Raw genomic sequence first — 14087 nt, 5'->3', positions numbered from 1 at the left:
CGTGATCCTCGCCAGCGCCCGCCAGAGTTCATCACGCCGAGTTCATCACCCGCTTTGAAACCATGCGCCACCAAGGTCACGAAGTGCACCTGGTTACTCAAGACCCGCGCTACCTGGATGTTCACTTGCGTCGCCTGTGCAATGGTCATGTGCATTACTGGCGAGTCTTCAAATCTCAACAGCTAATCCGCTTCGAGTCTGAGGTGGTGATCGAGAAAGTCGAAGTCAAAAGCAGCTTCAAGGACGCCGACAAGAAAACCGTCCGACTCGATAAAAAGTATTTCAGCACCTACACCAGCACCAACGCAAAGCACCATTTCCAGGCCAAGCTGCCGACCAAGTTTATCTTGGCTATTTTGGTGATCATCGTTGCCGGTGTGCTGACTTACCGTTTTTACGAGCGATACCAGCAAGGCAAGGATGGCGGGGCACAGTCCACGCAAGGCGCGGCTAGTAATGACAGTGTTGTCAGTCCACGCAAGGCGCGGCCAGTAATGACAGTGTTGTTGACAAGGTTACGGCCAGCGTTGGGTCGTTTATTGGTTCATCACCTGGTAACGCTGATACGCCTAGGAAAGAATCGCCTCAACACTACGCACAACGCCGTATACCTCGTATCGAGGGCATACCTTCATCAGCCCCTATCTACGATGAACTCACTCAGCCGGTGAGCTATCCGCGGCTGTACTGCATGTCCAGCACCGATCCCGACACCTACGCCCGGTCATTCTCGAAAATGCCTAGCGCAGTGGTGAACGGCAAGCCGACGGTGTGCCAGTGCTACACCCAGCAAGGCACAAGGGTTTCTACCGAATTCAGTCTATGCAAACAGATTGTTGATAACGGCTATTTCGATCCGTCGATACCTGATCGAGACAATCAACAGCAGGTGCTGCAGGCGCAAGACCGACCGAACCCTAATCGTGCTCCAGGTTTCGACCAGGGCAAACCGAGTACCAACATCACCGTTGTAGGCAGTGAAAAGGGCCGTTTCCTGTGGTGAGTGTCAGGGGCGAGGCTCGCGCCGGTTTTGCACGCAGAGCGAGTCCCGAGCCTGCGCGCAAACCGCGCGCTGACGCCCCTGTAACACGTCATATAAATCAAATTAGAAAGTGTCAGTACGTATCATTTTGGAGTGTTAGAAATGGCTAAGCCAAAGCATCAGCTTCGCGTTGCACCGATGACATTTGAGGAAGACGCTACAAGTCGTCTTTTCATTGATCCATCAAATGCAAAGCTCACTGACCTATCCAAAGTCAGAATCTTGCGCTGTGGTGTGGACACCGTGCGACAGCATTACCGGGGCGTTTTGCGCCCTGAAATTCTGTCAATGTTCGAAGAACCAGGTTATGTCGAGTTTGCCGGTGAGATTTGGCACAAAGGTCGTGTAGGCCGTGATTCGGGCTACCAGTACAAGCTGCAAAACGCTGACCTAGGCATCATTATGTTGATCAAGAACTTCAACGCCAAGCCTGACAGCGTTGGGCCACATCTGAAAATCGAGGTGTCACCGCACGCTATTGAAGCGCGTGATCATGGTGAACTGCAAAAGCTCATGGATACCTTTGCCACGGCAGTTCTGGGTGTCATGGAAAAAAACCAGTGTGCTGTTCACTTGGCACTCGATGTACAGGGTTGGACACCGCCAGACGACATCGCAGCAAAGCTCCATTGCCGCGCCCGGACACAACGCAGCATCAACGGTATCAACGAGGTGAGCTGGGCAACCAAGTGTTCGACTTATGGCCGTGGTGAAACGGCTATGTTCGGCTCAGCAAGCGGCCTGCAACTCTGTATCTACAACAAGACCGAGCAAGCCCGAGCTACTGACAAGCTCGACTATTGGGAAAGCGTTTGGCGTTCTTCTGATAACCCGTTTGAAGCTGATCCTGAGTATGACTACAACCCAGGGCAAGACGTAACCCGCATCGAGTTGCGCTTTCATCATTCAATTGTCCAGCAATTCACCCTGGGTTCCCTCAATGTCCACACCGGGGAAGTGATCGGCGGCCATACCTATGCGGCGTTAGTCCCTCACCTGGACGGATTGTGGCGCTATGGCTGTGAAGCTTTCCGGCTGCTGGATCGTCCTGGTTGCTACAACCCATTCTGGACGCTGATCAGTCAGGATGTACGTGTATCTGTCCCTGTTGCTTCCCTCGTCGATCATACGACCTACAAGCGCCATCACAAGACGGCAAACGGCTTTAGCGGTAAGAACGTCGATCTATTCATCGGCAACATGGTCAGCCTTCTAGCTCGCGAGCGTGTCAGCGCAAAAAAAGCCTTCGCCAGCCTTCAAGAGTGGGAGTGCTGGCCGGTAATCCGCGATCATTACGCAGCGAAGGGCAAGACTGAATACGGGATCTACCAGCACATCAGGGAGTTGCTAAAAGAACGCACTATTAGGTGGGGCGTAGCTGTCTAATGGCTATTGAGCAGCTCCCAGACGGACGCTGGCGGGTCGATGTAGAACCTATCAAGGGGAAGCGCTTCCGCAAAACGCTAAAAACCAAAGGCGAAGCACAGCGGTTTGAGTCTACTTGCCGCACCAGGTGCATTGAATCGCCGCAGTGGTCGCCTAAGCCAAAGGACAAACGTAGACTTCTAGATCTGATTGATCGTTGGCAGTTACTTCACGGTAACTCATTGTCTGACGTATACCGCACGAGCCTGGTTCTGCGTCGCATGGCTAAGGAAATGGGCAACCCTGTTGCGGCTAATCTCACTGGTGTGCTTTACACCGAATACCGAGCTAAGCGCCTTGCCGCTGGTATCCATCGTAAAACTGTAAACAACCAGCTCGGCTACCTGTGTTCGGTTTACAGCGTCCTGCATCAGCTTGGTGAAATTGACTACAGCAACCCGCTGTCAAAAGTGAAGCCGTTAAAGCTGCAAGATCGTGAACTTTCATACCTGAGCCCTGCTGAAATCAAAATCCTTTTTGACTCTATCCAGGTCAACTGCAAAACACCTCATACCATCATGGTTGCTACGATCTGTTTAGCGACTGGTTGTCGCTGGGGTGAAGCCCAAGCCCTTAAACCTGATCGTGTCCGTGACGGTGCTGTTCACTTCATCAATACAAAATCTAAGCGCCGTCGATCTGTGCCTATCGATGAAAAACTGCATGACCGTATACATGAACACTTCCAGCGCTACGGCCTATTCACTAACTGCCGTGATAGCTTCGACTTTGCGGTGAACTGCTCCAGGTTAAATCTACCTGCTGGGCAGAAAACACATGTTCTGCGCCACACCTTCGCGTCTCATTTCATGATGAATGGCGGCAATGTCCTGACACTGCAGAAAGTACTGGGTCATGCATCGCTCAACATGACGATGCGCTACACGCACCTCGCTCCAGACTTTTTGAAGGATGTGATTTCACTCGGGCCGCTGAAAGATTTTCGACACTTATTCGACACAAACGATTGAGGGACTAAAAGCCGCTAGATAAAAGACTTTAGATTCAATAGCTTAGAACATGAAAATGGCGGAAGGCAGTGGGAGTCGAACCCACCTAGAAACGGCTGCCGTCCCCTACCCGGTTTGAAGCCCGGCCACGCCACCGGGCGTGATTGCCTTCCATATTGCTTTGTCTCAACGCGTCGTTGAATCGTCAAACCGAGCATAACCCATCAATGCAGCTCGATCCGAGCGCAATGCAAGAATCTTGAAAACCATAGCAATCATTTTGCCAATGGGCAGCGTATCCACAGCTAAGATAAATACCGGACACCCCTGATTTTCCTGACACCAGCCTAGCCACTGCGAGAGCCGCGCACTTGAGTAATTTCCCAGTAATCGCAACCATTTTGTCGATGATTCTTGGCTTGTCTGTGACCCGGCTGCTGACCGGGCTTGTCACCTTGTTCCGTATTCGCCATACAGCGCCCATCGATTGGGTTCCGGTTGCTTGGGCGACAGTGCTGTTTTCGACTCAGCTTGAGTTTTGGTGGGCGATCAATCAGTTGCCAATGCTCGAGGATAGCTTTTCGTTTTCGGAATTTATTTTCTTTGTACTGCTAACGCTGATGCTTTTTATCACGGCGTCTTTGTTGCTGCCCAACCGCAGTGAAGATGAGGCCGATGGTGCGCAAGTATATTTCGAGAAGGACGGTCGCTTCGCCCTGCTTTCACTGTCAGCATTTCTGGTGCTCGGTTTTATCCTCAACGTATTTATTCTGCACAGCCCCATGCTGGCGTATTGGGCGGTGCTGGATGCCTTGATGATCATCTTGCCCACCGTGGCATTCTTGGCAAAGTCACGGAGAATCTACGCCGCAATAACCCTTATTTACCTGCCCTTGTCAGCGATAGACCTACTGGTTTCGCTTACTGATTAAACACGCCCGCCAAGCTGAGAAAATCACTTGGGATAATGGATAGGCTCAGGCTTCTTGCACATCACCTATTGCCGGTTAACGCGGCGCTATTTTCCGCCTGATAAAAACCCCAACCAAACCGATTACAAACCCTGGAATAAATATCCAGACAAACTCAGAAGTGATCACCCTCAGGCCTCTTTCGGTGAAGAAGGCGCCAACCCCAATCGGCGACACCTGCACCGGCCTGAACGGGAAAAACACGCGCTCCGTGCTAAACGGCCAATACAAGGCGACCCCTAGCCCGCCGTTGGTTAGCGCATCCAGTGCCGCATGGGATGCACAGGCGATAAAGCACATGGCGAAGACGACCCAGGGCTTTGATTTAAGTGGCTTGGCGAACAGCATGAAGAAAGCCGCTATGCAGCCTGCGAAAAATAATGAATGGGTAAAACCCCGGTGCCCCCACTCCGAGCTGTAGGCAATGCCGAACTTGAAAGCCAGTACATCCGCATCCGGGGCGATGGCCAGGATTATCGCCAAGACCAGCAGACGCAGGTTCATCGACGGGCTTTTGAAAACGGCGTACACAACCAGTGGAACCACTGCGTGGGCGAAGGCTGAAGCCATGATATGTCCTGAAATTTATCCGGTGATTGACAGGTCTTACTTGATCTCGGCCAGGGCAGAATCCGTCCTGATCCTGCGCTCGCCAACCAGCCTGCGGGTGAAGCCGATGCGGTCGAAATACTCGAGTAGCTGAATACTGCGCTTGCGGCCGATGTTGATGTTGTCACGCCAGATGGCGGGTTTGATCGAGCCGTTTTGCCGTTCGATAGTCACTGCGATTGCAGCAAGCTGGCGCAAGGTCTGCTCGGGGTAGAACAGGTCCTTGACCACTTGGTGAAGCAGGCCGAGCCTGGCCAGTTTGCGCAGCAGCAGACGCACCTCGGCTTCATCCTTTTGCAGGCTGCTGGCAAGATCGCGCACCCAGGGTGGATCAAAGTGACCGGCAATCAGTAAAGGCCAGATCTGTTCGCGCAAGGCTTCATCGATCTCACTCAGTTGCACCTGGTGTTCGGGCAGGTGCAGCCAGGGGCCACTGCTGGCGACAGCGCCGGATGCAAGCTGCTGTTCGAGCAGGCTGATAAACACCGGTCGCTCCAGTGCGGGCAATGCGTAACGTCGCAAGCGATCGCGGTCAGGGCCAAGTTCATCCGGGCACTCACAGTGAAAGCGCTGCAAGCTCTCAAGCAACTGCACAGTTAATTGCAGCCAGACACTGCTGCTGAATAACCGAGTGCCGAGCCGCGTGCTGACTTGCAGCACATCCTCGGGTAAGGCCCACAGCGCCCGGGGCTGATTGAACTGACGCTCGAGCAGTGTTGGATCAAGCCCATTGAAGGCGCGTTGCAACAACGCCGGTAGCGCGTCCCCAAGCTCATCGACCAGCAGGCTATTGAGTTGCGCCAGGCGTTGCTCGGAGCGTCGGTTGCGCGCCGGGGCAAAGGGGTCCAGTACTCGGCCACCCGCCACGGTGCGTTGCGCCGACTGATCGCGTAGAACCAGCCTGTCGTTATGCACGGCATGCACCGGCGCATTAAGCAGGATCTGCGCCAGGGCGGTTTTACCCGGTTCGACCTGGGTGCCTTCCAGCAGCGCCACACGGCCCGTGACATCTTGTGCGGCCAGATGCACATGCACCGGCGTCCAGTGGCTGAAGTCGCGGCTTTCGCCGGGCAGTATTTCGAGCTGAATATCAATGCGCGTAGTCGGTGCGTGCAAGGCCGGTGTCAGCAGCCAGTCACCACGGCGCACATGCTCCAAGGCCAAACGTTCGCCGACTATGTTCAACGCCACCCGTTGCCCGGCAATGGCCTGCTCGGCCTGTTGGTTTTGCGCATGGATGCCGCGCACGCGTACGCTGCGGCCACTGGGGCTGAGCGTCAGTTCATCGCCCACTGCAACCTGCCCGGCCTTGGCGGTACCCGTGACGACAATGCCGGCACCGGCAACGCTGAATGCGCGGTCGATGGGCAAGCGAAAGTAGCCACTGACACTGCGCTGTTGCACATGCTCCGCGCTGTTCCTGAGGGCTTGGCGCAGCTCAGCGATGCCATCACCTGTAACGCTCGATACGGGATAGATCTCAGCACCCGCAAGCGGCCCGGCACTGAGCAGTTGAGTGATTTGCTGCTGCACCTTTACCACTTGCTGGCTATCGACCCGGTCGATTTTGCTCAGCGCCACGATCGCGCGGCGGATGCCCAGCAGTTGCGCAATCGCCAGGTGCTCGCGGGTTTGCGGCATGACGCCATCATCCGCAGCAACCACCAACAGCAGCAGGTCAATGCCGCTGGAACCGGCGAGCATGTTGTGCACAAACCGCTCGTGGCCCGGCATGTCGATAAACCCGGTGAGCTGGCCATCGCCCAGGTCGGCGTAGAGGTAGCCCAGGTCAATGGTGATGCCGCGCTCGCGTTCGGCCGGGCGCTTGTCACCCTGCTGCCCGGTAAGCGCTTGCAGCAATGCAGTCTTGCCGTGGTCGATGTGACCTGCCGTGCCGAAAATCAAGCTTCAATCCTCGGCGAGCAGGTGCAGTTGCGCGGTGAATGCAGCTTCGTCATCCAGTTGGCGCAGGTCCAGCCACAAGGCGTCATCATCGATACGACCGAGCACCGGGATCGGCAAGCAGCGCAAGTTTTCTTCCAGACTGCGCAACGCTCGGCCACGCAGGCGCTTGGACTGCATGGGTCGAATGCAGATGGCCGCGCTGGGCAGGCGCGCAACCGGCTGGGCGCCGCTACCGATCATGCCCAGGGCCGCTTGCACCGAGACTTGCCAGTCTTGGCCAAACTGTTGCGCGACCAGTGGGGCAATGCGCTGCGCCTGGGCCATGATTTGCCCTTGCGGGCGACTGAGCAAACGCAAGCTGGTGAGGCGCTCGGCCAGGCTGTCCGGATCGCGATACAGATTAAGCACGGCCTCAAGCGCGGCCAGGGTCAGCTTATCGACCCGCAAGGCACGCTTGAGCGGGTTCTTCTTGATCTTGTTGATCAGCTCGCGGCTGCCAAGGATCAAGCCTGCCTGCGGGCCGCCCAGGAGCTTGTCGCCGCTGAAGGGGACGATATCCGCGCCGTCGCGCAGGGCTTCCTGCACCGTTGGTTCCTTGGGCAAGCCCCAGCGGGTCAGGTCGACCAGGGTGCCGCTGCCCAAATCTTCGAGCAGGGGCAGATTGTTGGCGTGGGCAATGCCGGCCAGTTGCGCCGTCGGCACGCTGGCGGTAAAGCCTTGCACGCTGTAGTTGCTGGTGTGCACGCGCATCAGCAAGCCGGTGCGCGGGTTGATCACCGCTTCGTAGTCACGGGCGTGGGTGCGATTGGTGGTGCCGACCTCAACCAGTTTCACCCCGGCGCGCGACATGATATCGGGAATGCGAAACGCACCGCCGATCTCGATCAACTCACCACGGGAGATCACCCCTTCCTTGCGGGCGCCCAGGCTGTTGAGGGTCAGCAGTACGGCGGCAGCATTGTTGTTGACCACGGTGACCGCTTCGGCGCCGGTCAGCTCGCGGATCAGCCCGGTGATCAAGTCATCGCGGTCGCCCCGCTTTCCGGTGGCCAGGTCGAATTCAAGATTGAGCGGATACCGCGCGGCGGGGCTGACGGCTTCTATCGCCTCTTCCGGCAACAAGGCGCGGCCGAGATTGGTGTGCAACACGGTGCCAGTGAGGTTGAACACGCGGCGGATTCTACTGGCGTGCTGCGCAGCGAGGCGTTCACCTACGCGTCCGGCCAGCACCGCCTCGCTGAGTTCAATGGCGGCCAAGGCACCCTTTTGCGCAGGCTCACGCAGCTCATCGAGCAAATCGCGAAGGGTCCTGAGCATGGCTTCGCGGCCGTAGCGTTGTTGCAATGGGGCAATGGCCGGGCTGCGCAGCAAGCGATCGACCGAAGGTAGACGAACGGGCGTCATCGAGCGTCCTTAACGTATGGGGCACACCTCAGTGTAGGCTCTCACTCAGCGCCGGGGGCAAGCAAGAGATTTGGTGCCCGGCGCATATAGCCTGCGTCCGCAACCATCATATCCAGGTCAAGGCTGGCCAGGTCATCGGCCAGAGCGTCGGCTTCGCTGTCATATTCAAGGTAGAAGTGCTTCAAGTAGCCCTGGCAATTCGGGCAAACCTCGGCGCGAATGGGCGCAACCTCGGGCTTCGCATCATCAAGCTGACGCGACAGGTAGGCCAACTCCTTGCTTTCTTCACAGTGACTGCATTTGACCCGCACGTAATGCCACTCACAGGAACACAGCGAGCAGCTCAGGTAACGTAAGCCAATCTGCTTGCCGCGATGGCGAATCATGCCTGCCACAGGTGGCGAACCACAGGCGGGACATTGAGTGCAGCTTTCGCGCTCGGACAAGGTGCCTTCGGGCAATGCCAGCAGCCAATGGCTGAACGCCACCTGCAACCCGGCGCCGAGAAATGGCACCACGGCGGCGGGCAGCAAATCAAACTGGCCACTTAACAGGTTCACCGCCCAGGCCTTGCGCTGGCCGCTGTCCGCTTGCGCCAATTGCTGCAGGGCCGCTGTAACGGCTGGATTGCCTTGCGCATTGAACTGCTCGAGCACTTTATCGAGCGCCTGCAGCCAGTCATCGCCACGCACCAGGGCTTCGAACGCCAGCGGCGGCATGCGGTGTTCGCGGCTCAGCTCCAGCGCACGCTGATCCGGCCCCGGCAAGGCGGGTAGATTCGCGAGCGCGGCATGTTGCGCGTCACAAAGCTGCGCCATAAGAAGTAGATAGCCGCTCAGTGGATGGTTTTGTGCAAGGGCTCTGAAGCGCTCGGCACGACGCTGGAATAATGCTGGGTTAGAGGGATTGAGAAACGGTGGGATATTTGCCGACGCTTCGATTTCGCCGCGCTCTAATATTCTGCCTGGCACGCAGGACTCCTTTCACAAAACAGCTTGATGAGTGCATATGACAGCGGGCGCCATGCAGGTGCAATGCACCCGCATGGCAACCTTGGCTCAATGTTTGTTCTCGCCCTTCTCGACTTCCTTATACCAAAGGCTGTGATGCTTGCGCGCCCAGCCTTTGCTAACCCAGCCGGTAAGCATCGCGCCGACCGAGCCCTTGACCCAGATACCGGCGTAGATATGCACGATGATGCTGACAATCAGCACCAGTGCAGCCAGTGCATGCAGCAGCACGGATAAGCGAATCAGCTCGATACCAAACAGATGGCTGAAGTACTCGCGCCAGATGACTATGCCTGTCACCAGCAACAGCAACATGCACACCAGCAGCACCCAGAACAGCAGCTTCTGGCCACCGTTGTAGCGACCGACTTCCGGCATATTGCCTTCGCGATTGGCCATCACATCGCCCGCTTGCTTGAGCCACTGCACGTCCCTTTTATGGATCATGTTATGGCTCATGAAGGGCATCACCAGCCATATGAAAAACAGGAACATGGCAATGCCGATAAAGGGATGCAAAATACGCGTCCAGGGCCCGCCACCGAACAGGTGGCTCAACCAGAACAAGGCCGGGTGAAACAGCGCCAGGCCCGATAACCCCGCAAGGACAAACAGAATCGCGACCGCCCAGTGATTGCTGCGCTCGCCTGCGGTGTAACGTTGGATGTCATGTTTCATCTTGACCCCCCCTAACCTCTGCACCGGGCTGTCCGTTGCAGAGGTTGGTAATTTCACTCAGCGCGGGGGCTTAGGGGCGAAATCATGCACCGCTGGATCACCCTTTTGCACGGCCGCATCGCCAGCTGCACCCGGTTCGTCCTCTCCAACCCCGTTGCCCCCAACGCGCAGGTAGTGAAAAAAGCCGATCAGAGCAGTCGCCCCCATCGCCAGCAACCCCAGTGGCTTTGCCACGCCCTTCCAGGCATGGACCATAGGATCGATGGACGGGTCAGCAGGCAAGCCGGAGTACAGCGCGGGCTTGTCGGCATGATGCAGCACGTACATCACATGGGTGCCACCAACACCAGGCGGGTCATACAAACCGGCATTTTCGTAGCCACGTGACTTGAGGTCGACGATGCGCTCGGCGGCGTGATCCTTCATGTCTTCCTTACTGCCGAAGACAATCGCGCCAGTCGGGCAGGTTTTGACGCAGGCCGGTTCCTGGCCGACGCCAACACGGTCTGAACAGAGGCTGCACTTGTAGGCCTTGTTATCTTTTTTCGAGATACGCGGCACATCAAATGGGCAACCGGTGATGCAGTAGCCGCAACCGATGCAATGGTCCTGGTTGAAATCGACGATACCGTTGGCGTATTGCACAATCGCCCCCGGGCTTGGGCACGCCGTCAGGCAACCCGGTTCGGCGCAGTGCATGCAGCCGTCCTTGCGGATCAGCCATTCGAGTTTGCCCGCTTCGTCTTCGTGCTCGGCAAAACGCATCAGGGTCCAGGAATCAGCGCTGAGGTCTGCCGGGCTTTCGTAGGTGCCGTGGTTATGGCCGACCTCGTCACGCAGGTCGTTCCATTCCGAGCACGGCACCTGGCAGGCCTTGCATCCGATGCACTTGGACACGTCGATAAGTTTGGCCACCTCGTCAATCTGCCGGATGGACGGCGAATGGGTCGTGGTGGCGGAGCGGGCGATGATGTCTTGAGTAGCCATGCGTCAGCTCCTATGCCTTTTCCACGTTGACGAGGAAGGACTTGAACTCCGGCGTTTGCGTGTTGGCGTCGCCAACGAAGGGGGTCAAGGTATTGGTCAGGTAGCCATTGCGCGCCGTACCGGAGAACCCCCAGTGAATCGGGATTCCGATCTGGTGCACGGTTTTACCATCGACCGTCAATGGCTTGAGGCGCTTGGTGACCACCGCCACCGCCTTGATGTAGCCACGGTTGCTCGACACCTTGACCCAATCGCCTGCGGCTATGCCCAGCTCTTTACCCAGGGCCTCGCTGATTTCCACGAACTGCTCGGGCTGCACAATCGCGTTCAGGCGGCAGTGCTTGGTCCAGAAGTGGAAGTGCTCGGTCAGCCGGTAGGTCGTTGCGGCATAGGGGAAATCCGCCGCGCTACCGAACAGCTCCATGTCACCCTTGAACACCCGAGCAGCGGGGTTGCTGGTGACACGCGGATCGTCAGGATGCAGCGGGTTGCGCCCAATCGGCGTTTCAAAGGGTTCGTAGTGTTCCGGGAACGGGCCCTCGGCCATCTTGTCGACGGCAAAGAATCGTGCCACCCCTTCCGGGTTCATGATGAACGGATTCATCCCCGCCTCCGGCGGTGAATCAGCCTTGAAGTCCGGCACATCGGCGCCGCCCCATGACTTGCCGTTCCAGAACACCAGCGGTTTTTTCAGGTCTTGCCAGGGTTTGCCTGACACATCGGCAGAGGCGCGGTTGTAGAGAATCCGCCGGTTCGCAGGCCAGGACCAGGCCCAGCCAAGGGTTTGGCCGATACCGTACGGATCTGAGTTGTCACGCCGCGCCATCTGGTTGCCCTGCTGGGTCCAGGAGCCGCAGAACAACCAACAACCGCTGGATGTGCTGCCATCGGCGCGCAATTGCGCAAAGCCCGCCAGTTGGTCACCGCCCTTGACCAGCAGGGCGCCAGTTGCAGGGTCGGTCAGGTCGGTTATCGCCTTGCCTGAATACTCCCTGGCGAGTTCTTCCGCCGAGGGCTCATCCGGCTGCAAATACGGCCAGTCCAGATTGAGGATCGGATCCGGGCATTTACCACCGTCCTTGGCATACATATCCCGCAGGCGGTGATACAAGCCGGCCATGATCTGGACATCAGTGCGCGCCTTGCCCGGCGGCTCGGCGCCCTTCCAGTGCCACTGCAGCCAACGGCCACTGTTTACCAGCGAGCCGTCTTCCTCGGCAAAGCATGAGGTTGGCAGGCGGAACACTTCGGTCTGGATATCCGCGGTATTAACGTCGTTGAACTCATCGACGTTGCGCCAGAACTCGGAGGTCTCGGTGGCCAGCGGGTCCATGATGACAAGGTACTTGAGCTTGGCCAGTGCCGCGCCAATCTTGGCCTTGTTCGGGAACGAGGCAATGGGGTTGAAGCCCTGGCAGAAGTAGCCATTGACCTTGCCCTGATACATCATGTCGAAGACTTTAAGTACGTCGTAACCCGGTGCCGGCGCATCGAGCTTGGGCAACCAGTCGTAGCCCCAATTGTTGTCCGCGCTGACGTTCTTGCCGTACCAGGCCTTCATCAGGCTGACGTGGAACTTCTCGTAGTTCTGCCAGTACGACAGTTGCCCCGGACGCAGCGGTTTACTGGCGCGCTTGGCGATGTAGGCCGCATAGTCCTGCTCGGCGTCGCTGGGCAGGGTCAGGTAACCCGGCAGCAAGTTTGAAAGCAAGCCAAGGTCAGTCAGCCCCTGGATATTGGAGTGACCGCGCAAGGCGTTCATGCCGCCGCCCGGCATACCAATATTGCCCAGCAGCAGCTGCAACATGGCGCCAGCACGAATCATCTGCGAGCCAGTTGAATGCTGGGTCCAGCCGAGCGCGTACATGATGGTCATGACCTTGCCCGGCGCCGAAGTCTCGGCGATGGTGTCCCACACCTGTATCATCTGGGTTTTCGGCGTGCCGCAAATGCTGCTGACCATGTCCGGCGTATAGCGGCTGTAATGCTTCTTCAGCAGGTTGAACACGCAGCGTGGGTGACTCAGGGTCGGGTCGACCTTGGCGAAGCCATCCTCGCCAATCTCGTAGCCCCAGCCGGACTTGTCCGGATAGCCGCGCTTGGCTTCGTCGTAGCCACTAAAGAAACCGGCCTCGAAGTCATAGCCTTCGCGCACGATAAAACTGACGTCGGTGTAGTTACGCACGTACTCGTGCTGATACTTGTCGTTTTCGATCAGGTAGGAGATCAAGCCGCCGAGGAAGGCGATATCCGAGCCGGTACGAATAGGCGCATACAGGTCCGCCACCGAGGCGGAACGGGTAAAGCGCGGATCAACCACAATCAGCTTGGCGTTGTTATGCGCCTTGGCTTCGGTCACCCATTTGAAGCCGCACGGATGCGCTTCAGCAGCATTGCCGCCCATAATCAAAACCAGATCGGCATTCTTGATGTCGGTCCAGTGATTGGTCATGGCGCCGCGGCCAAACGTCGGGGCAAGACTTGCCACCGTCGGGCCGTGTCAGACACGTGCTTGGTTATCGAATCCTAATATGCCGAGTGAACGCACCACCTTGTGAGTGATGTAGCCCGCTTCGTTGGACGATGCCGACGCCGCGAGAAAACCTGTGCTCAACCAGCGATTGACCCTTTGGCCCTGCTCGTTGGTTTCGATGAAATTGGCGTCACGATCCGCCTTCATATGCTTGGAGATGCGATCAAGCGCTTCGTCCCAGCCGAGTTCTTTCCACTCGTTGGAACCGGCCTCACGCACCTGCGGGACCTTCAAGCGGCTTTCGCTGTGCACGAAGTCGAGCAGCCCTGCGCCTTTGGGGCAAAGGGTGCCACGGTTGACCGGATGATCAGAGTCGCCTTCGATATGGATAATATTTTGCGCAACGTTCTTCGCGGCGTCGCCCTGGCTATACATGATCAGGCCGCAACCGACCGAGCAATATGGACAGGTGTTGCGCGTCTCTATCGTACGCGCCAGTTTGAAATGGCGTATCTGGTCGGCATAGGCATTGGGCGGTGCAACTCCCAACGCCGCTAGGCTCGACGTTCCGAGGCCTACAGCGCAGACCTTGAAGAACTGTCGACGATTCATATCCATCGTGATTCTCCTGCA

12 protein-coding genes and 1 tRNA gene are annotated in these 14087 nt (G+C 57.5%); 5 read left to right on the top strand and 8 right to left on the bottom strand.

What is annotated here, in order from left to right; all coding sequences use genetic code 11:
- The first annotated feature begins 62 nt into the window (after positions 1 to 62).
- The 4 genes from PSES9_RS25455 (at position 63) to PSES9_RS0121970 (ending at position 3438) form a co-directional block, all read left to right on the top strand.
- The gene (locus PSES9_RS25455) at positions 63 to 671 is read left to right on the top strand and encodes a zonular occludens toxin domain-containing protein (RefSeq protein ID WP_029529711.1); all 609 of its coding nucleotides are present in this window, start codon (positions 63 to 65) and stop codon (positions 669 to 671) included.
- A 20-nt stretch (positions 672 to 691) separates the two neighbouring features.
- Positions 692 to 1003, top strand: a complete 312-nt coding sequence (locus PSES9_RS25450) for a hypothetical protein (RefSeq protein WP_238530413.1) — start codon at positions 692 to 694, stop codon at positions 1001 to 1003.
- A 141-nt stretch (positions 1004 to 1144) separates the two neighbouring features.
- Positions 1145 to 2428 carry a hypothetical protein gene (locus tag PSES9_RS0121975; protein WP_010490632.1) on the top strand — a complete coding sequence of 428 codons (1284 nt, stop codon included), beginning with the start codon at positions 1145 to 1147 and terminating at the stop codon, positions 2426 to 2428.
- Complete coding sequence (locus PSES9_RS0121970; protein WP_010490630.1) at positions 2428 to 3438, top strand: phage integrase; 1011 nt, start codon at positions 2428 to 2430, stop codon at positions 3436 to 3438. The genes PSES9_RS0121975 and PSES9_RS0121970 overlap by 1 nt, the downstream gene beginning before the upstream one ends.
- Positions 3439 to 3494: 56 nt before the next feature.
- Here the strand turns inward: PSES9_RS0121970 and PSES9_RS25100 are convergent.
- A tRNA-Sec gene (locus PSES9_RS25100) sits at positions 3495 to 3590 on the bottom strand.
- Positions 3591 to 3788: 198 nt separating this feature from the next.
- Between PSES9_RS25100 and PSES9_RS0121960 the strand changes: the two genes are divergently transcribed.
- Positions 3789 to 4349: a hypothetical protein gene (locus PSES9_RS0121960; RefSeq protein ID WP_029529709.1), complete on the top strand. Its 561-nt coding sequence runs from the start codon at positions 3789 to 3791 to the stop codon at positions 4347 to 4349.
- 75 nt (positions 4350 to 4424) lie between these two features.
- Here the strand turns inward: PSES9_RS0121960 and PSES9_RS0121955 are convergent, their stop codons facing one another.
- The 7 genes from PSES9_RS0121955 to fdnG form a co-directional block, all read right to left on the bottom strand.
- Positions 4425 to 4958: a metal-dependent hydrolase gene (locus PSES9_RS0121955; RefSeq protein WP_010490627.1), complete on the bottom strand. Its 534-nt coding sequence runs from the start codon at positions 4956 to 4958 to the stop codon at positions 4425 to 4427.
- Positions 4959 to 4994: 36 nt separating this feature from the next.
- The gene (gene selB, locus PSES9_RS0121950) at positions 4995 to 6902 is read right to left on the bottom strand and encodes a selenocysteine-specific translation elongation factor (RefSeq protein WP_010490626.1); all 1908 of its coding nucleotides are present in this window, start codon (positions 6900 to 6902) and stop codon (positions 4995 to 4997) included.
- Positions 6903 to 6905: 3 nt separating this feature from the next.
- Positions 6906 to 8306 carry an L-seryl-tRNA(Sec) selenium transferase gene (gene selA, locus PSES9_RS0121945; protein ID WP_010490625.1) on the bottom strand — a complete coding sequence of 467 codons (1401 nt, stop codon included), beginning with the start codon at positions 8304 to 8306 and terminating at the stop codon, positions 6906 to 6908.
- A gap of 41 nt (positions 8307 to 8347) precedes the next feature.
- Positions 8348 to 9277 carry a formate dehydrogenase accessory protein FdhE gene (gene fdhE, locus PSES9_RS0121940; protein WP_010490624.1) on the bottom strand — a complete coding sequence of 310 codons (930 nt, stop codon included), beginning with the start codon at positions 9275 to 9277 and terminating at the stop codon, positions 8348 to 8350.
- 87 nt (positions 9278 to 9364) lie between these two features.
- Positions 9365 to 9994 carry a formate dehydrogenase subunit gamma gene (locus tag PSES9_RS0121935; protein ID WP_010490623.1) on the bottom strand — a complete coding sequence of 210 codons (630 nt, stop codon included), beginning with the start codon at positions 9992 to 9994 and terminating at the stop codon, positions 9365 to 9367.
- A gap of 57 nt (positions 9995 to 10051) precedes the next feature.
- On the bottom strand, positions 10052 to 10981 hold the full coding sequence (gene fdxH / locus PSES9_RS0121930; RefSeq protein ID WP_010490622.1) for a formate dehydrogenase subunit beta: 930 nt from the start codon (positions 10979 to 10981) through the stop codon (positions 10052 to 10054).
- Positions 10982 to 10991: 10 nt separating this feature from the next.
- A complete protein-coding gene (fdnG, locus tag PSES9_RS0121925) occupies positions 10992 to 14072 on the bottom strand; it encodes a formate dehydrogenase-N subunit alpha (protein WP_138943181.1) in 3081 nt (1026 codons plus the stop codon).
- Positions 14073 to 14087 lie beyond the last annotated feature (15 nt).

The sequence above is a fragment of the Pseudomonas sp. S9 genome (genome assembly GCF_000222125.1).
Taxonomy (GTDB): Bacteria; Pseudomonadota; Gammaproteobacteria; order Pseudomonadales; family Pseudomonadaceae; genus Aquipseudomonas; species Aquipseudomonas segetis.
Note: the sequence above shows the minus strand (reverse complement) of the source record. Positions and strands in the feature narration are given on the sequence as shown.